This is a genomic window from Paenibacillus aurantius (assembly GCF_032268605.1).
Classification (GTDB): domain Bacteria; phylum Bacillota; class Bacilli; order Paenibacillales; family NBRC-103111; genus Paenibacillus_AO; species Paenibacillus_AO aurantius.
In genome coordinates, this window is the sequence record NZ_CP130318.1 from 4,752,440 (window position 1) to 4,769,450 (window position 17,011).

Annotated in this window: 16 protein-coding genes; 3 read left to right on the plus strand and 13 right to left on the minus strand. The window is 56.8% G+C overall.

The genetic code is table 11. The features are described 5' to 3' along the window. Nucleotides 1–260: 260 nt before the first annotated feature. Together MJA45_RS21530 and trmL are read right to left on the minus strand one after the other, a co-directional pair. Nucleotides 261–509, minus strand: a complete 249-nt coding sequence (locus MJA45_RS21530; protein WP_315603953.1) for an AbrB/MazE/SpoVT family DNA-binding domain-containing protein — start codon at nucleotides 507–509, stop codon at nucleotides 261–263. Between the two features lie 106 nt (nucleotides 510–615). Further along, the gene (trmL, locus tag MJA45_RS21535; RefSeq protein ID WP_315603954.1) at nucleotides 616–1,080 is read right to left on the minus strand and encodes a tRNA (uridine(34)/cytosine(34)/5-carboxymethylaminomethyluridine(34)-2'-O)-methyltransferase TrmL; all 465 of its coding nucleotides are present in this window, start codon (nucleotides 1,078–1,080) and stop codon (nucleotides 616–618) included. Nucleotides 1,081–1,253: 173 nt separating this feature from the next. Here trmL and MJA45_RS21540 point away from each other — a divergent pair, with 173 nt between their 5' ends. Then, nucleotides 1,254–1,973 carry a response regulator transcription factor gene (locus MJA45_RS21540; protein WP_315603955.1) on the plus strand — a complete coding sequence of 240 codons (720 nt, stop codon included), beginning with the start codon at nucleotides 1,254–1,256 and terminating at the stop codon, nucleotides 1,971–1,973. A 300-nt stretch (nucleotides 1,974–2,273) separates the two neighbouring features. Here MJA45_RS21540 and serC read toward each other — a convergent pair whose 3' ends face one another. Then, nucleotides 2,274–3,362: a 3-phosphoserine/phosphohydroxythreonine transaminase gene (gene serC, locus MJA45_RS21545; RefSeq protein WP_315603956.1), complete on the minus strand. Its 1,089-nt coding sequence runs from the start codon at nucleotides 3,360–3,362 to the stop codon at nucleotides 2,274–2,276. Between the two features lie 85 nt (nucleotides 3,363–3,447). Between serC and thpR the strand changes: the two genes are divergently transcribed. Further along, a complete protein-coding gene (gene thpR, locus MJA45_RS21550) occupies nucleotides 3,448–3,993 on the plus strand; it encodes an RNA 2',3'-cyclic phosphodiesterase (protein ID WP_315603957.1) in 546 nt (181 codons plus the stop codon). A gap of 48 nt (nucleotides 3,994–4,041) precedes the next feature. Here thpR and glnA read toward each other — a convergent pair whose 3' ends face one another. From glnA to MJA45_RS21595, 9 genes are all read right to left on the minus strand, one after another. Then, a complete protein-coding gene (gene glnA / locus MJA45_RS21555) occupies nucleotides 4,042–5,466 on the minus strand; it encodes a type I glutamate--ammonia ligase (RefSeq protein ID WP_315603958.1) in 1,425 nt (474 codons plus the stop codon). Nucleotides 5,467–5,736: 270 nt separating this feature from the next. Next, on the minus strand, nucleotides 5,737–6,795 hold the full coding sequence (gene aroF, locus MJA45_RS21560) for a 3-deoxy-7-phosphoheptulonate synthase (protein ID WP_315603959.1): 1,059 nt from the start codon (nucleotides 6,793–6,795) through the stop codon (nucleotides 5,737–5,739). A gap of 292 nt (nucleotides 6,796–7,087) precedes the next feature. Beyond that, complete coding sequence (locus MJA45_RS21565) at nucleotides 7,088–8,689, minus strand: glycosyl hydrolase family 18 protein (RefSeq protein WP_315603960.1); 1,602 nt, start codon at nucleotides 8,687–8,689, stop codon at nucleotides 7,088–7,090. Nucleotides 8,690–8,873: 184 nt separating this feature from the next. After that, complete coding sequence (locus MJA45_RS21570; RefSeq protein ID WP_315603961.1) at nucleotides 8,874–9,413, minus strand: DUF2062 domain-containing protein; 540 nt, start codon at nucleotides 9,411–9,413, stop codon at nucleotides 8,874–8,876. A gap of 15 nt (nucleotides 9,414–9,428) precedes the next feature. Then, nucleotides 9,429–10,373 carry a 4-hydroxy-3-methylbut-2-enyl diphosphate reductase gene (locus MJA45_RS21575; protein WP_315603962.1) on the minus strand — a complete coding sequence of 315 codons (945 nt, stop codon included), beginning with the start codon at nucleotides 10,371–10,373 and terminating at the stop codon, nucleotides 9,429–9,431. 60 nt (nucleotides 10,374–10,433) lie between these two features. After that, nucleotides 10,434–11,882 (minus strand): sensor histidine kinase, encoded by a 1,449-nt coding sequence (locus MJA45_RS21580; RefSeq protein ID WP_315603963.1) that lies wholly within the window; start codon nucleotides 11,880–11,882, stop codon nucleotides 10,434–10,436. Nucleotide 11,883: 1 nt separating this feature from the next. Further along, complete coding sequence (locus tag MJA45_RS21585; protein ID WP_315603964.1) at nucleotides 11,884–12,573, minus strand: response regulator transcription factor; 690 nt, start codon at nucleotides 12,571–12,573, stop codon at nucleotides 11,884–11,886. A 239-nt stretch (nucleotides 12,574–12,812) separates the two neighbouring features. Beyond that, on the minus strand, nucleotides 12,813–14,360 hold the full coding sequence (locus MJA45_RS21590; protein ID WP_315603965.1) for a S1C family serine protease: 1,548 nt from the start codon (nucleotides 14,358–14,360) through the stop codon (nucleotides 12,813–12,815). Between the two features lie 160 nt (nucleotides 14,361–14,520). After that, nucleotides 14,521–14,937 carry a YugN family protein gene (locus MJA45_RS21595; protein ID WP_315603966.1) on the minus strand — a complete coding sequence of 139 codons (417 nt, stop codon included), beginning with the start codon at nucleotides 14,935–14,937 and terminating at the stop codon, nucleotides 14,521–14,523. 224 nt (nucleotides 14,938–15,161) lie between these two features. Between MJA45_RS21595 and MJA45_RS21600 the strand changes: the two genes are divergently transcribed. Then, nucleotides 15,162–16,463 carry an ammonium transporter gene (locus MJA45_RS21600; RefSeq protein ID WP_315603967.1) on the plus strand — a complete coding sequence of 434 codons (1,302 nt, stop codon included), beginning with the start codon at nucleotides 15,162–15,164 and terminating at the stop codon, nucleotides 16,461–16,463. 138 nt (nucleotides 16,464–16,601) lie between these two features. Here MJA45_RS21600 and MJA45_RS21605 read toward each other — a convergent pair whose 3' ends face one another. Next, the gene (locus MJA45_RS21605; protein ID WP_315603968.1) at nucleotides 16,602–16,943 is read right to left on the minus strand and encodes a thioredoxin domain-containing protein; all 342 of its coding nucleotides are present in this window, start codon (nucleotides 16,941–16,943) and stop codon (nucleotides 16,602–16,604) included. Between the last annotated feature and the right edge of the window lie 68 nt (nucleotides 16,944–17,011).

A 17,011-nucleotide genomic window follows, 5' to 3' on the forward strand; every position in this document is an offset into this window, starting at 1 on the left:
TGACAAGACCGAAGGCTTGTAAGCCTTCCCTCCCCTGCCTATTCCGGCAGGACAGGCCTGGCTTGAGCCTTTTCCAGGCAGCTCCGCTTTGGACCGTTCGCTGATTTAGGAGAGGGTCCAAAGAACCCAAAGCCGTCCCTTAAGGGGCGGCTTTGTTTATTGGAGCGGCGTTGTTCCGGTCTTGGCTTGGTCCAAACAAAAAAAGCACCCTTCTCTACCAAGAGAGAGGATGCTTCCGGCCAGCGGCGGACGGGTTTCCGTCAGCCCTTCATCTGGTCCATTTCCCGCAGGCATTGCCCGCAAACGTACTTGTCCTTGAACTCCGTTACTTCCTCCATCGAGGTGCAGAACACGCATCTGGGGCGGTAGCGCTCCAGAAGGATTTGATCCCCTTGAACGAGGATTTCGATGGGATCCCCCTCGTTCATCTGATACCGCTTGCGCAGCGACTTGGGCAGTACGATACGGCCCAGCTGATCTACCTTACGCACGACTCCCGCCGGTTTCATAATCTTCCCCTCACTCTTCCCATAGTATGTGATTTCATGCTGCCTTTAGCGCTAGTGATGGCCCTCCCACATTCAGCTTCGTGCCTCTTACCCAAAGGATATTGCTTTAGAACAGGCCGGTAAAGCCCGTCTGCCGCAGCCCTTCATAAAGAACGACCGCCGCGGAATTGGACAAGTTCAGGGAACGGACCGCCTCCCCCATAGGAATTCGCATGCAGGTTTCCGGATGGGCCCGCAGCAGCTCCTCCGGAAGCCCTTTCGTTTCTTTACCAAAAACAAAAAAATCCCCATCGGCAAACGAGAAGTCGGTATAGCGCCGCTCCGCCTTGGTCGTCGCATAATAATACCGGCCGGCCGGATAAAGCTTTTGAAGCTCCTCGAAGGAATCATGGTACTCCAGTTTGACGGAAGGCCAGTAGTCCAGCCCGGCCCGTTTCAAGGTTTTGTCATCCGTGGAAAAACCTAGAGGTTTAACCAGATGGAGGAACGTCCCTGTCGCGGCGCACGTACGGGAGATATTCCCCGTGTTTGCTGGGATTTCGGGCTCTACCAGGACAATGTGAAAAGCCATTATGTAGTTCACCTCGCAACATTACCTATTATACATCATCTTGTCTATGGTTCAAAAATTTTAACAATGGGATTACATCTTTTTAATACCGCCCTGACGCAGGAACGAAATAATAGAAGAGTCGAAAGAAACCAACGTTTCCATCAAGTTCCGGGTAAAGGAGAATCCATGTTATGCTGAAGAAAAAAATTCTCGTTGTCGACGATGAGCCTTCCATCTCCATGCTGCTTGATTTCAATTTGAAGCTGGTCGGCTTCGACGTTCTTTGTGTATACGACGGGGAAGCCGTATTCGAGGCCATTCCCGCGTTCCGGCCGGATCTGATCGTCCTGGATCTCATGCTCCCCAAGATGGACGGCATTCAGGTTTGCCGCAGGCTCCGGGATATGGGTAACCGGGTTCCAATTATCATGCTGACGGCCATGCAGGAGCTTAACGACAAAATAGCCGGCCTTGATAACGGAGCCGATGATTATATGACCAAACCTTTCAGCCCCCAGGAGCTTATCTCCCGGATTCAAGCCATCCTGAGGCGGATGCAGGGTCTTCCGGAGGAGGAAGAAGCCGAATCGATCGAAATCGGCAGCATCCGCATCCATCCGTCCCAGCGGGAGGTCACGGTAGAGGACCGGCCTGTGGACCTGACTCCCCGGGAGTTTGACCTGCTTCTCTTCCTGTGCCGGCACAAAGGAAAGGTGCTGAGCCGCCAGCAGCTTCTGCACGGAGTGTGGGACTATCATTTCCTCGGGGACACCCGCATCGTGGATGTCCACATCTCTCATCTCCGCGACAAAATGGAACGAAACCCCCGCACTCCCGAATATATCATGACGATTCGCAGTGTCGGCTATAAGCTTGCGGACGGGACGGCCGCGAGACGGACGCTCGCCTAGAGGAGCATCCTCACCCGCCTATGCAGCCTGCATCAGGCTGAGACAGTGCCTCCCCGCGGGAAGGGACCGTGCCGAACCCTTTCCTTCAAGGAAACGGGCTGTGGCGGCCATGCACTCTCACGGATCCTCTTGGATGAGGCGGCCGGCTTATCCTGTGATAGTTTCAGCTCCAGGCATCCTTTCTTGCCCGTTAACGACCATGCCCCGCGGAGGTTCTCCTCCAGCGGGGCATGGTCGTCTCAGAGGGTTGACCGGAATGATCCCTTTCCCCCTGTAATTTCCTAATTGGCTTGCAGCCTCTTATCCGTTCTTCCGGCGGAACTCGTCCATGAATTCGGCAAGGGCTTTGCAGCTTTCGTAAGGAACGGCATTATAGGTCGAGGCGCGCAGGTGGCCTACGCTGCGGTGACCGGGCAATCCGACGAAGCCGTTCGCCTTGGCCTCAGCCACGAAGGCTTTCTCCAGCTCTTCATTGGAGAGCTTGAAGGTGAGGTTCATGATCGACCGGCTGTCCCGGGCGGCCAGGCCTTCGTAGAAGCCGCCGCTGTTGTCGATAGCGGAATAGATCAGCCCGGTTTTCTCCCGGTTGCTGCGTTCCATGGCGGCGAGTCCGCCCTTCTCTTTGATCCATTTCAGAACCAGGTTAACCATATAGACCGAGTATACCGGCGGGGTATTATAGAGAGAATTGTTCTTAAGGTACGTTTCGTAACGAAGCATCGTCGGAATGCCCTTCGCCGCCTGCTTGGCGAAGTCTTCCCGAAGAATGACAACCGTCACCCCCGACGGGCCGAGATTCTTCTGGGCGCCGGCATAAATCATGGCAAATTTCGAGGCGTCGAACTCCCGGGATAGGATGTCGCTCGACATGTCCCCAATCAGCGGAACCTCCCCGGTATCCGGGAACTCGGCGAACTGCGTGCCGGCGATTGTTTCGTTGGAGGTCAGATGGACATAGGCGGCATCCGCCGGAACCTGAATCTCCGAAGGAGCCGGCATGCGCAGCGGCTTCTCCTTATCGGTCGAAGCGGCAATGGAAGCCTCCCCCATAAGCTGAGCCTCCTGGTAAGCCTTCTCCGACCAGCTTCCCGTCATCACGTAGCTTCCGGAACGGCCGCCCGCCGCGAAGTTCATCGGGATCATGGCGAATTGGGTGCTCGCTCCTCCCTGAAGGAAGAGAACCTTATAGCCCTCCGGCAGGCCAAGAAGCTCCGCCATCAGCTGCTGCGTTTCGTCGTTTACCTGCTCGTATTCCTTGCTGCGGTGGGAAATTTCCATGATCGACATGCCGATTCCCTTGTAGTCCACGAATTGTTCCTGAGCCTGCTGCAGCACCTCTAGAGGCAGTGCCGCCGGACCGGCATTAAAGTTGTACGCTCTCTTATTCATCCTCCACACCTGCTCCTTCTTTTGATATGGTAATGATAGCAATATTCCCTAGGGCCATCAAGCCCCATGACAAGGAGAGAAGCTTATGGAAACCAGCCTCCCCCGCCTGTTCCTGGCCATTCCCGCCGGAGACGAGAGCCGCGCCGCCCTCCGCGAAGCCTGCTCCCGCCTGAAGCCGTCGGCTCCCTTCCGCAAATGGGTGCATCCGGCGGACTATCATATTACGCTTCAGTTTTTGGGAGGAGTTCCCTCCTCCCAAATCGAGACGATCAAGGAAGCCTTGGCCAGGGAGCCCTTGGGTGAACCGTTCCGACTCGCGCTGAGCCGGCTCGGGACCTTCGGCGCCTCCTCCGCCCCCCGCGTGCTATGGGCCGGGCTTCAGGGCGATTTACCGTCTCTAGCCCGCCTTCAGCAGACGGTCACCACCCTCATGACGCCCTTCGGCTACCCGCCGGAGGACCGCCCGTTCAAGCCGCACATCACCCTCGCCCGCAAGGCGGAAGGGCCCGTCCGTCTGGAGGAGGTTCCTCTTGCCGCGGCCGATTGGACGGTAACCCGGTTCGTCCTTTACCAGACCCATATGGGAAGGTCCCCTATGTACGAAGAAATCGGGGAATTCCGCTTCATATAAAGAACCCCCAGGCAGAGCCCGGGGGTCAAACGGATTAAAGCGGATGAATTAGCAGCCGAAGTACAAAGCGTACTCTTGCGGATGAATCCGGATAGCAACCGATTTGGCTTCGCCGCGCTTGAATTCGATGTAGTTGGTAATGAAGTCCTGCGAGAACACGCCGCCTTGAGTCAGGAACTCGCTGTCGGCCGCCAGAGCGTCCAACGCCTCGTCCAGGGAAGCCGGTACGCTGCGGATTTCTCTAAGCTCTTCTTCTGGCAGTTCGTAGATGTTCTTGTCAAAAGGCCCGTAGCCCAGTTCACGCGGATCGATCTTCTTCTCGATTCCGTCGAGACCGGCCAGCAGCATAGCCGCGAAGGCCAGGTAAGGGTTAGCCGTAGAATCCGGCGTACGGAACTCGATGCGGCAGCCTTTTGGCGTAACAGCCGCAACCGGGATCCGGACGGCTGCCGAACGGTTGCCTTTCGAGAAGACCAGGTTAACCGGTGCTTCGTAGCCGGGAACGAGACGCTTGAAGGAGTTCGTGCTCGGGTTCGTCAAGGCGATCAGAGCCGGCGCGTGATGCAGGATTCCGCCGATGTAGTGCAGAGCGGTTTCGCTCAGATTGGCATATCCGCCCTTCTCATAGAACATAGGGCTGTCACCGTTGAAGATGCTCTGGTGAACGTGCATTCCGCTTCCGTTGTCGCCGAAGAGCGGCTTAGGCATGAAGGTCGCTACCTTGCCCCATTGTCTTGCGGTGTTGTGCACGATGTATTTGTATTTCATCAGGTTGTCGGCCGTCTTGGTCAGCGTGTCGAAGCGGAAGTTGATTTCGCCTTGTCCGGCCGTTGCCACTTCATGGTGATGGCGCTCGATGCGAAGACCGGCTTCCTGCATGAGACGGCACATTTCGCTGCGGATGTCCTGCTGGGTGTCGACAGGAGCAACCGGCACGTATCCGCCTTTAACCGGCACCTTGAAGCCCAGGTTGCCGCCTTCTTCCTTGCGTCCGGAGTTCCAGCCTGCTTCCTCGGAGTCCACTTCGAAATACGATTTGTTCATGCCGTTCTCATAACGCACATCGTCGAAGATGAAGAATTCGGATTCCGGTGCGAAGAAAGCAGCCGTACCCACGCCGGATTGCTGCAGGAATTCTTCCGCCTTCTGGGCGATGCTGCGCGGGTCGCGGTCATAGCGCTCGCCGTCCGGCGTATGGATATTACACATAACGATCAATGTCGGATGAGCGGTGAAAGGATCGACATATACCGTTTCGGTATCCGGCATCATAACCATGTCGGACTCTTCGATTCCGCGGAAGCCCGGGATGGAGGAACCGTCAAAAGCAACGCCGTTCTCAAACGTTTCTTCTTCCACTTCCGAAGCCGGAAGAGAAATGTGGTGGCCTTTACCGGAAAGATCCACGAAGCGGAAATCAACCCACTCGATGTTTTTCTCTTTGATAATGCTCATTACGTTCGCAGCTGACATGCAAAACCCTCCCAAATTCCGAACATTCATCGTGCTTAAGGCGATCATTGTTCAAGTTTTATGATAATCTTGCTGTAATTATAAAACGTTCGGTTTTTGTCGTCAATACTTATGTCAGCTATTTTTTAGATTTGTGTGAGGTATTCTCACACTATGGACGGAGGGTTGTCACAATTTGGACATAAATCGCTTTTCCACGAAAAAGAAACGGGCCGTTTCCCGAACTTTGTCGGATAACGGCACCGTTCTTTTGTCATTTCCTTGTGCAGGTCAGATTCTCCAAGACCCCGCCGGAACGGGCTCCTTCGGCGTTTCGAACCGCTTGCCGCACAGGGGGGCGAGCTTTTCCAAATCCTGGAGCAGACGGGCGAACTGATCGGGGAAGAGAGACTGCACCCCGTCTCCCGTCATGGAATTATCGGGATCGGTATGCATCTCGACGATCAGACCGTTCGCTCCGGCCGCCACCGAAGCTTTGCACATGGGCTCCACGAGCTCGCGCCGGCCGGTCCCGTGGCTCGGATCGGAAATGACCGGCAGGTGGCTGAGCTGCTGCAGGGCCGGAATGGCGGCAAGATCGAGCGTGTTGCGGGTGTAGCTTTCGAACGTTCGGATGCCGCGTTCGCAGAGCATAACGTTCGGGTTTCCCCCAGCCAGAATATATTCGGCCGCGTTCAGAAATTCATCGTACGTGGAGCTGAAGCCTCTCTTCAGCAGAACCGGCGTCTGGATCGTCCCGAGCTTGCGCAGGAGATCGAAGTTCTGCATGTTGCGCGTTCCGACCTGCAGGATGTCCGCATGCTCCGCGCAGATGTCCACGTATTCCGGCGTCATGACCTCGGTAATGGTAAGCAGGCCGTGCTTGCGTCCCGCCTCCGCCATCATCTCGAGTCCTTCCACCCCGACGCCCTGGAAGCTGTACGGTCCCGTGCGGGGCTTGAACGCTCCGCCTCTCAGCACTTGGCCGCCGGACATCTTCACCAGCCGGGCGATTTCATCGATCTGCCCGGGGGATTCCACCGCGCAGGGGCCGCCCATGATGACAAGCTGGTCTCCCCCGATCTCGACATCCTTGATCTTGATCACCGTGTCGGAAGGATGGAAATCGCGGCTCGCCAGCTTGTAGGATTTCGAGATCTTGATTACCTGCTCCACCCCCGACATTTGGCGAAGATGCTCCGCCAGCACAGGATCGGCCTTCCCGATAATGCCGATGACCGTCCGGTCCTCTCCCCGCGACACATGAGCCTTCACCTCGTGCCTCTCTATATAGGCCACGATCTCGGCAATCCGTTCCTGCCCGATTTTATTGGATGTGATGACGATCATGATCGGTTCCTCCTCCGAATGATTGGATATTTTCGCGCTTCAACGCTTATACGCTTTTAATCGTTAAAGCAACTATACAGGATGGACGAATTCTTCGTCAATAGCGATTTCCGCATGGGACGCCTTACCAGTCCGCCGGGATGAGGGGGCTTACCTTCTGTCTGGAATGAGCCCCTATATAAAAAGCGCCATCTCTGCCGGAGATGGCGCTGTGCTTGGCGAGCCTGGCTGGCCTTTTACCGGACAACCCGTCCTGAATCCTTATAAAGGAAAGAAATAGATGAGGCCCTTTTTACTTTCGGGAAACCAGCTCCCAATCCGATTCGGTTAAGCTCCCCATATACCACAGGGAGACTCCCTTCAGTCCGTAGTACTTGGCCAGCCATATTTTTTTGGCGATGCTCGCCGTGTCTTCATAGTAGATGTCGCTGATCCTTCCTCCGGTCTCGTCGTGCAGCCGGTTCAGGAAGAACGGAAGCGCGAAGCTGCTCACCGTAGCGGGATCGGCCTTCCGGCGCTCCACGGCGTCAATGGCCGGCTCCAAGAGCCGCGTAACTCCCTGTTCCGTAAGCCATTGGTTGGCCTGCTTGGAAATCCCGAGCACGAGCTTGCCCGCCGGAACGGCCTTCAGCGCCTCTTGCACGGTTTCGTTAACCAGAGGCAGCGGAGCCGACGGAAGACCCGAGGCTTCGTGATCGAAGTCATAAGCCATCAGAATAACCGTATCCGCCGAAGCGCCGATCCCTTGCAGATCATACCCTTTGTAGTAATAGCCGGGAGGAACCGCCACGGAGAGCGACTTGCCGGGCAAGCCCGCCTTCAGCTCCTGCAGGAAGCGGACGAACCCGGGTGCCTCCTCCCCGTTTCTCATATCTTCAAAATCGATACATACTCCCGTATACCCGAAACGGGGATCATCCAGCTGGGCCTTCAGCTCCTTAAGAAAGCTTTCCTTGGCGGCCGCATCCTTCAGGAAGGCGGAAAGCTTGGTCCGGTCGGCCGCATAGACCATGAGGTCCTTGGCGAGCCCGGCCTTGTCCGCCGCCTGTACCGCAAGCTCCGCTCCGTCCGGGAGTTTGTAGTCTCCCGTTCGCGTCTCCAGGCCGCCCTTTCCGGCCCCTTCGTATTTCAGGCTCGACCAGCCGAACACGACCTGATCCAAGGCCGTCATGCGGTTAGCCGCCTGAAAGGATTGGATGGCGTAGAAGCCCGTCATCTGAAGCGGATGCTGCCCCGCCCGCTTGTCCATCATGCGGTTGACAACCGCAGCGGCCTCGCTGCGCTTCAGAAGCGCCCGGGGACGAAATCCGTCATCTCCCTCCATTACGCCCTGGTTAACCGTATAGTAAACGGTGGGAGCAAGCGACGGGGCGATGGCTGAATCGTCGGGGAACGGATGCTTCGTTTTCTCGGCGTTCCATCCGCCCTGCAGCCAGGCAGAGGACACCTCCGTCCCGGACTGATCGAGAAGGTAACGCCCCATAACCGACGCCACCTCTTCCCGGGTGATGGGCTGCCCCGGCTTGAGGTCTCCCTTACCGTCCACCAGGAAGTCGATCCAATCCCGCTTCAGCGCTACAGCCAGATAGGGGGTGGACCAGCGGCCGGCCGCATCGGCGGGCAGGACGGCTTCCCCCTCCTCTCCCTCGATCCCCGCTGTGGTCACGAGCATTTTGATAAAGGCTTCGCGCGTCAGCGTCTCCTCGGGGAGGAAGATGCCTTCTCCCGCTCCGTCAATTACCCCCAAGGCATTCAGGGTATAGACATAATCCGCATACCAGGCCTTCTCTCCTACATCCTGAAAAGGCTCCAGCTGAACCTCGTAAGCCAGCGCGTCCCGGCTCCCGCTCATAGCCAGCAGAAGACCTGCCGACACCGCGATTTTCTTCAGCATCCGTCGTGATTCTCCTTCCATTACCGGCCATTCGACCGCCGTTCTGTATTGGGTACATCCCTACTATGAACGTTAGGGAGGAGGAAAAGGTTGCACTTTCTCCTTCTCTCGCCAAGTACTGGCCCGGAAAACAAAAAAAATCCCCTGCCGGTCAGGCAGAAGATCCCGAGACCATTTAGGAGAATTAGAGCTTGCCTTTCTCGACCGAGAGAAGCTGGGCTTTGCGCTTCAGCCTCTTCTCTTTGCGCCGGGCCGTATACAATCCCAGCAGGAGCTTGATCGGGAAGTAAACGAGGACCCCGAGCACCGCTCCCACAATCATCCCGCCGACAATCAGATCCATGGCTCCCTTCAGGAGCTTCTCCAGCCAATGCGGCTGAAAATGGATATGATGAACGAAACCTTTGGGAACCACAAGACTCCCTACCTTTTTGTTCAGGAACATCATGGGCACGTAGATGATCTTGCCGAACAGGAAACCGATCAGGGCCCCCGGCAGACTGGCCCGGAACAAATACACCAGCGGCAGGATGAGAACCGCCGCCAGCCCTCCGGTGGGAAGGGTGAACATCTCGACGAACAAGCCGATTCCGAACCCTTTCGCTACCTTGGCGGGACCGCCCTTGGCTCTTAGCAGCAGCAAATATTTAAGTTTAAGCCAGCGCCTGGCCTTCTCGATCCGGCCCGGCTGCAGCCTTTGCTTGGTGAAAGTCCCTTGTACCATTATCCTCTTCCTATCTTACCCTTTAGATTTCGCCGCCGGAATGAGTTTCTTCATGTTGATCGTCCGTTGGATAATCCAGGTCGAAGGGTCAACCGGATCGTACTGCTCCAAGAAAGTGATGACTTCCTTCGTAATCGGCGTCGGCGTGGAAGCGCCGGAGGTGACGCCCACCTTCCGGGGATGCTTCAGCCAATCGAGGTTAAGCTCCGTAATGTCCGCAATCCGGTAAGCCTTCACCCCGGCGATTTCCTCAGACACTTGAGCGAGCCGGTTCGAATTGTTGCTTCGCGGATCCCCGACCACGATCACGAGGTCCGTTTCCTTCGCCTGCTCGGCCACCGCCTCCTGCCGGACCTGGGTTGCCAGGCAGATTTCATTGTGAATCTCCGCCTGCGGAAACTTCTCGATGAGACGGTTGACGATATCCTTGATGTCCCACTGGCTCATGGTTGTCTGATTGGTGATCACGATGCGGGAATGGTCGATATTCAGACGGTCGATCTCTTCGACCTTCTCAATGAGGTGAACGCGGCCGGGGGCGATTCCGATGGCCCCTTCCGGCTCCGGATGCCCCTTCTTGCCGATATAGATAATCTCATAGCCTTCCGCGGTTTTCTCCCGGATCAGGTCATGAGTACGCGTTACGTCGGGACAGGTAGCGTCGACCACCGTCAAGCCCTTGTCCCGAGCGCGTCGTCTGACTTCGGGGGATACCCCGTGGGCGGTGAAGATAACGGTGCCCTTCTCGATCTTCTCCAGAATCTCGAGACGGTTGGCTCCGTCCAGCGTAATGATTCCTTCCTTTTCGAAAAAGTCCGTCACATGCGCATTATGCACAATCATTCCTAATATATAGACGGGACGGGGCAGGTTCAAATTCTCAGCGGTAGACCGCGCGAGCGCCATCGCATCCACAACCCCGTAGCAATAGCCCCTGGGCGATATTTTGACAACTTCCATCCTGCAACCATCCTTTGTGTCGTTGAAATAGGCCTTAATGCCCTTCTTATCTAGTATAGCCTATTCCAGAGTCGGTGGAAAGCAAAGCGGGAGCCACACGACAAAAGTCGACCCTTCCCCTTCGCGCGTGGTGACCTCGATGGAGCCCCGGTGCTCGTCGATGATCCATTTGGCGATGGACAGCCCGAGGCCCGTTCCGGAGGTTTGGCCCCTAGACACATCGGCGCGGTAAAATCGGTCGAAAATATGCGGAATTTCTCTGCTGTCCATGCCCATTCCCGTATCGCTGATGCGGATTCCGATCTGCTCGGAGGTCCGGATGGCATCAATAAGCACATAACCCTCCATGGTGTACTTGAACGCATTTTCGATAAAAATAAACAGCATTTGCTGCAAATGGTCCGGGCTTCCATTTACAAAAGCCCCTTCCAGGGGAGACAGATTGCCCGTGCGCCACTCCACCGTCTTCGGCAGCAGGCCCGCCTTGCGGATCACTTCCTCCACGAGCGGACGCAGCTCCACGATCTGCTTGCTCATCTCCACGCCCGCATCGGCGCGGGCCAGGGCAAGCAGATCATTGACGAGCCGGCTCATCCGGGCCGCTTCCCCCGCAATGTCCTGCATCGCCTCGAGCGACATTTCCTTCTTCTCCTCTTCGGTGAAGCCCGAATCGCCCCCGGTTCTCTTCCACATCTTCTCGAGCAGGTCGACGTTGCCCCGGATCGTAGTCAGCGGCGTTCTCAGCTCGTGGGACGCATCCGAGACGAAGCGCCGCTGGGTCCGGTTCGTTTCCTCCAGTTCCTCGTACGCTCCTTGAATGCGGGACAGCATCTCGTTCACCGTGTTGGTCAGCCTGCCGATTTCATCGGGCGGGCCTTCATAGCCGATACGGCGGTTCAGGTCAACGCCCTTCTGGATTTGGGCGGCCGCCTCCGTCACCTGCTCGATCGGCCGGAGAGCCTTCCGGGACAGGTACCAGCCCAGCGTAGCGGCGATCAGAATAACAAGCAGGGAGAAAGCGATCAGGAAATAAGAAACCGCGCGAAGCAGGTTCCGGATATCATCGACGAGGACGCCGATTTGCAGGAAGACCGGCTGTCCGTATTTGTCCGTCAGCTGGGTCTTTTGGGTATAGAGATAGAAGGGAACGCCCTGGTAGACGAACTCCACGTACGGCTTGTTCTTGGCAATCCGGACGCGCATTTCGCGGGAAATTTGCTGGCTCGGGAAATTTTTAGAGTACAGCTCGCCGGCGGTGGTGATCTGAATGAAATAACCGACCGAACGGAAATCCGACAGCTGGGGAATCTGCACGATGGTCTCGCCGTTGATCGTAAACGTGCTGTCGGAAAGCTGGGAATTCACCTGCCGGACGAGATCCTCCATAACCGACCTTTGGTTGGCAAATAACTGAAAATACAAGAAGCCGTAAAGCACGATGCCGAACACAAGGAGAGTCACCCCCAGAACCCCCGAGTACCAAAGGGTCAGGCGTGTACGGATGGACATGCTAGCTATCCCCTCTCAGGACGTAGCCCGCTCCGCGGACCGTCTGAATGATCCGTTTGCCCCCGTGCTCCTCGGTCTTCTGCCGGAGCAGGGCGATATAGACCTCCAGAACGTTCGATTCTCCGCTGTAGTCGTAGCCCCAAATTTTCTCCATGATGAGATCCCGGGAGAGCACCCGCTTGGGATTCTGCATAAAAAGGTTGAGCAGCTCGAACTCCTTCGTCGTCAGCTCAATCCTTTTGCCGCTCCGGAACACTTCCCGCGTATCGTGGTCCATCACTATGTCCTCGTATTCGATCCGGCTGGTGGGCTGGGGAGCCTTCTCCACCCGGCGGCGCAGCAGCACCCGGACCCTTGCCAGCAGTTCCTCCAGCGCAAAGGGCTTGACGAGGTAATCATCCGCGCCGATGTCCAGTCCCTTTACCCGGTCCGCCACCTCGTCCTTTGCCGTCAGCATGAGCACCGGCACGTCGATGCCGCTTTCGCGGATCCGCCGGCATACTTCCCAGCCGTCCAGCTTCGGCATCATGACGTCGAGGACAATCAGACGCGGCTCCTGCTCCAGAATGCGCCGAAGCCCTTCCAGTCCGTCGTTCGCCGTCGTCACCGAGTACCCTTCGAAGGTCAGGCTCCTCCTCAGCATGGAGGTGATTTTCTCATCGTCATCGATCACCAGGATCTCTTCTCTCATGGCCGTTCCCCCTTCATTCTTTGGTTATAGTGTATCAAATCCCGCTGGGATTAACGACTGTCGGACAAGCGGAACCGAGCCTAGGCGCCATCAAGCCCGGGGCACAAAAAAAGAAGCGGAACGGCGGTCTCTGCCCGTTACGCTTCTTCCTCCGCCGGTCATCTCGGCGGAGGAACATCCGGCCCGGCCCCGGTACAGGGACCCCGAAGCTCCTCCAGCCGGCAAGCCGGTTATCCGGCTTACTGCTGCTGTTGCTGCTGCTGAAGATTCTCATCGTTGTTCCGGTCTCCGACGGTAACTTCCACGTCGACTTTCTTGCCGTCCCGGATGAGGTTAAGGGTAATCTTGTCGCCGACCTTGGAGGCCTGGATCTTCTTGACCAGCTCCTCGCTGTTCTTCACCGGCGTGCCGTTGATGCCCGTAATGACGTCATACTTCTTGATTCCCGCCTTGAAGGCCGGGCTTCCGAGAACCACGTCCGCCGCATACGCCCCGTCCGTGCTGCTCAGGCCAAGCTGCTTCTGGGCGTTCTGGTCGATGTTGCCTAAGGAAACCCCTACGTAAGGAGCGGGCTCCTTAGGAATTTTGACGTTGTTCTTCAGCTTGTCGACCACTTCCTGAATCGTGTTGATCGGAATGGCGAAGCCGATGCCCTGAGCCTGCGCACTGACGGCCGTGTTGATGCCGACGACTTCCCCGTTCAGGTTGAGAAGCGGTCCGCCCGAGTTGCCGGGGTTAATCGAGGCGTCCGTCTGCATCAGATGCTTATAGGTACGGGAGGTTTGGCCCTCCGAAATCGGAATTTCTCTTTCCTTCGCGCTCAATACACCCACCGTTACCGTATGGTCGAAGCCGTAAGGGTTCCCGATCGCCACTACCCAGTCGCCTACGTTAATCTGATCCGTATTGGCGGCCATAGGCAGCACAGGGAAATTGTCGCCTTCGATTTTGATGACGGCGAGGTCGAGATCGGCGCTGTTGCCAAGCAGCTTGGCGGTGTAAGGCTTGTCGTTCCCCTCGATGGTCACCTGGATTTCATCCGCTCCGTCCACCACGTGCTGGTTGGTCAGGATGTAGCCCGATTTCTCAAAAATAAACCCGGACCCCATGCCGACCGGCTGGGCGGTATTCGGCTGGCTTTCCGAACCGCCGGAGCCGTCACCGAAAAACTGCCGGAAGAAAGGATCGTCGAGAAGCGACCGCCCCCGTCCCGAGGAAGCCTTAGGCTTCACGAAGGTTTCAATCTTCACGACCGCGGGACTCGAGTTCTGCACAATCTGCGCGATATTGTTCGGTCTCGCGATATCGAGAGCGGCTCCCTTCACGCTGCTGTTATTGGAGGCAGCCGCGGAGGAGCTTCCTCCGGTTCCGCTCATAACCCCTTGCGAGCCCGTGAAGAGGTTGCTCTTGTCGGAAGCGAACATCAACCCGCCTACCAGCACGGCGCCAGCCATGAAAGCCGCGAAGGTGCTGCGGAAGCGGGAGCGCGGCTTGGAGGGATTCGCCGACCAAGTGGCAAGCGGCTGCTGCACCTTGGCGTCCGTCTGCCCGTCCAGCGGTCTAACCGGCCGCGGCGGAGTCATCTCGACCCCGTCGGACGGGGTAATCGAAGTGTTCTCCTGGGATTTATAAGGGCCGTACGAATAATAGTAGGACGGCTTTTCGCCGCCTTGCTCCTTGCCTGCCGTTTCGTCGCGGCGGTCTCCGTCCTGCTCGCTGCGGTCCTGCTCGCTGCGGTTGTCGGAAGAACGGAAGAAATCGTCGTAGTCTCGTTTATTATCGTCCATAGGAAAAGTCCTCCTTATGTTTAGCTGACAGATTCGGGTTCATGGAATTCTTCCATGGCATTGGGGTAATTCCCGTTATCTCTATTTAGCACCACGAACCTTAAATCAACCTTAATTTCAGCTAAAAGGAAGCTAAATTCATTTACTTGTCCTCTTTCCCCTATTCCCGGGGAAAGCCCTGCTCGACACGCTTCAGCAGGTTCTCCGCTTCATCCAGCCATTTCTGCTCGATTTCCGCATCTTTATCTACGGGATCCTGGAACTGGTTGACGAGAGCAGCGGAAACCATAGGGCGCGCCTCGTTGTCGAGCCCTTCCTCATAAAGATGCTTAAGGGCAAAAGGCTTGCCAAGCCGGATGACGGCGTCCGACTCCTTGGTGTCCCCGTCGAACGTGCCGTGGATAACCGTAAAAGGAATCCGGACCCAAATCTTCTGGGCTTCATCCAGATTGGCGTCAAAATACCCGTGATCGTATTCCCAGTTCCCCCCGATGGTGAAACCGTAGTCCTCCAGGTAGCTTTGAATATTGACATAAGCCGCTTGCTTGTTCTCGAGTGCAGAAGTCAAGGTAATCATGGTCCGTCACTCCTCATCTATAGTTAGAAGCTAGTTTGGGTTAAATCCCCACAATACATACCTTACATTACCCTTAGTCAGACGGCGGTAAACCTTGAAAGCGATTGCAGGAAAGGGGGATTCCGGCTTTTTCGGCCCTTAAAATGTGTGACAATACCTGACATAGAAGATTGACATTGTTGACACCGGATCCTTATAATCTTACTCATGGAGGAGATGAAAAGGTGGACATTAACCAGCTTTCTCAAGGATTGGACACCATTTGGGTCGTGCTGACCGCGGCGATGATCCTGCTGATGGAAGGCGGCTTTGCGCTGCTGGAGGCCGGGTTCGTCCGGCAGAAGAACGCGGTAAGCATCATTATGAAGGTATTCGTCGACATTGCCTTCGGCGCTCTTGTATTCTATTTGATCGGCTTCGGTCTTATGTACGGCAAGGATGCCGGCGGCTTGATCGGGACCTCCGGCTTTATGCTGGGCGGCGGGCTCGGGCATATCGAGCTCTCCATTACCCACGAAACGTATTGGCTCTTTCAGTGCGCCTTCGTCATCGCCGTCATTTCGATTGTATCCGGAGCGGTTGCCGAGCGGATCAATTTCCGGGCCTATATCTTGTACACGATTGCCATGACCGGTCTCATTTACCCCATTGCCGGCCATTGGATTTGGAGCACCGGGGGATGGCTCGGCAAGCTTGGCATGATTGATTTTGCGGGCTCTGCCGCGATCCACGGGCTGGGAGGCTTCGCGGCGCTGGCGGCCGCCCTGTTCATCGGGCCCCGCATCGGCAAATTCTCAGCGGACGGAAGACCCAATATCGTTCCCCCATCCAATCTGCCGCTCGCGTCTGTAGGCGCTTTCGTGCTCTGGTTCGGCTGGTTCGGCTTCAACTCGGGGAGCACCCTAAGCGCTACGAACGGCTCGATCGGGCACATAGCCGTCACCACCATGCTGTCCGCGGCGGCGGGAGGCGCGGCCTGCATCCTGTTTACCATGTTCCGCTACCACAAGGCCGACCCCCCTATGGTCATTAACGGTTCGCTGGCAGGGCTCGTGGGCATTACGGCCGGATGCGCCTTCGTCTCGGATGTGGCCGCTATTCTGATTGGCGCGGTTTGCGGTATCGTGATGGTTCTCGTCACCGAGCTTCTGGAAGCCCGCGGAGTGGATGATCCGGTCGGAGCGTTCGCCGTTCACGGGGTTAGCGGCAGCCTGGGAACATTAGCCGTCGGGCTGTTCGCGACGAAGGAGCTGGCCTCGGAGACGGGACAGGGCTATTACGGCTTGTTCTACGGAGGGGGCTGGCAGCTTCTTGGGGTTCAAGCGCTTGGCCTGGCGGTGGTCTGCGTATGGGGCTTTGCCGTCACCTGGCTGTTCCTTAAGGGAATCAACCGGATCGTCAAGGTGAGAGTGAGCCGGGATGAGGAGCTGGTCGGCCTTGACGTCGGCATTCACGGGGTGCCGGCCTACAGCCAGGAGCACGATTTTATTGAAGTGCATGAGTTCCGCAAGGATGTAAAAGGCTAGCAGCGGCCGGAAGATCGCCGAAGCCTGCCTCCAAGAATAACGAAGAAGGCCCCGATTCCTTTGATCGGGGCCTTCTTCGCGGCAGGAGCCCGGCCTGTTCCGGTGCGGCTCCTTCCTTCTTGTTTTATCCTTTGGGCGCTAAGGGAGCTCCTTCTCGATGTCCTCCGGCAGCTCGACCCAATCCTCCGTACGGGAACGGAGCAGCACGGCCCGCGCTTCCTCCATTTCCCTGCGGAGCCTTTTGACCTGCTCCATCGGCTTCTTCACATAATGAATGTATTCGACCGCCAAATGATGATCCGGCTTCTTGCCGGACAGCAGCCGCTTGATCGGCGACATGGTCTGGTAAGCACGCTCTTCCATCATCCGCTTCTTCTCGTAGCGTTCCACAATCTGCAAAATTTCGGTTATCTGCTCTTCTTTGCGGGCCAGGTAGGCTTCCAAGAAGGGATACACGTCGGCGGCCTTTCTCTTTCCCATTGGCATCGAACCCCCGGCAAGAAATGCATACTCCATGACACATCACCTGTCTTGTAATGTTATCTATA

What these genes read in the sequence shown, in the direction of transcription:
- trmL (WP_315603954.1), bottom strand. Translation starts at nt 1,080, where the DNA reads ATGGCTTTTCACATTGTCCTGGTAGAGCCCGAAATCCCAGCAAACACG.
- MJA45_RS21595 (WP_315603966.1), bottom strand. Translation starts at nt 14,937, where the DNA reads ATGATTACCTTGACTTCTGCACTCGAGAACAAGCAAGCGGCTTATGTC.
- MJA45_RS21575 (WP_315603962.1), bottom strand. Translation starts at nt 10,373, where the DNA reads ATGGAAGTTGTCAAAATATCGCCCAGGGGCTATTGCTACGGGGTTGTG.
- MJA45_RS21570 (WP_315603961.1), bottom strand. Translation starts at nt 9,413, where the DNA reads ATGGTACAAGGGACTTTCACCAAGCAAAGGCTGCAGCCGGGCCGGATC.
- aroF (WP_315603959.1), bottom strand. Translation starts at nt 6,795, where the DNA reads ATGATCGTCATCACATCCAATAAAATCGGGCAGGAACGGATTGCCGAG.
- MJA45_RS21590 (WP_315603965.1), bottom strand. Translation starts at nt 14,360, where the DNA reads ATGGACGATAATAAACGAGACTACGACGATTTCTTCCGTTCTTCCGAC.
- MJA45_RS21565 (WP_315603960.1), bottom strand. Translation starts at nt 8,689, where the DNA reads ATGCTGAAGAAAATCGCGGTGTCGGCAGGTCTTCTGCTGGCTATGAGC.
- MJA45_RS21605 (WP_315603968.1), bottom strand. Translation starts at nt 16,943, where the DNA reads ATGGGAAAGAGAAAGGCCGCCGACGTGTATCCCTTCTTGGAAGCCTAC.
- MJA45_RS21585 (WP_315603964.1), bottom strand. Translation starts at nt 12,573, where the DNA reads ATGAGAGAAGAGATCCTGGTGATCGATGACGATGAGAAAATCACCTCC.
- thpR (WP_315603957.1), top strand. Translation starts at nt 3,448, where the DNA reads ATGGAAACCAGCCTCCCCCGCCTGTTCCTGGCCATTCCCGCCGGAGAC.
- serC (WP_315603956.1), bottom strand. Translation starts at nt 3,362, where the DNA reads ATGAATAAGAGAGCGTACAACTTTAATGCCGGTCCGGCGGCACTGCCT.
- glnA (WP_315603958.1), bottom strand. Translation starts at nt 5,466, where the DNA reads ATGTCAGCTGCGAACGTAATGAGCATTATCAAAGAGAAAAACATCGAG.
- MJA45_RS21530 (WP_315603953.1), bottom strand. Translation starts at nt 509, where the DNA reads ATGAAACCGGCGGGAGTCGTGCGTAAGGTAGATCAGCTGGGCCGTATC.
- MJA45_RS21540 (WP_315603955.1), top strand. Translation starts at nt 1,254, where the DNA reads ATGCTGAAGAAAAAAATTCTCGTTGTCGACGATGAGCCTTCCATCTCC.
- MJA45_RS21580 (WP_315603963.1), bottom strand. Translation starts at nt 11,882, where the DNA reads ATGTCCATCCGTACACGCCTGACCCTTTGGTACTCGGGGGTTCTGGGG.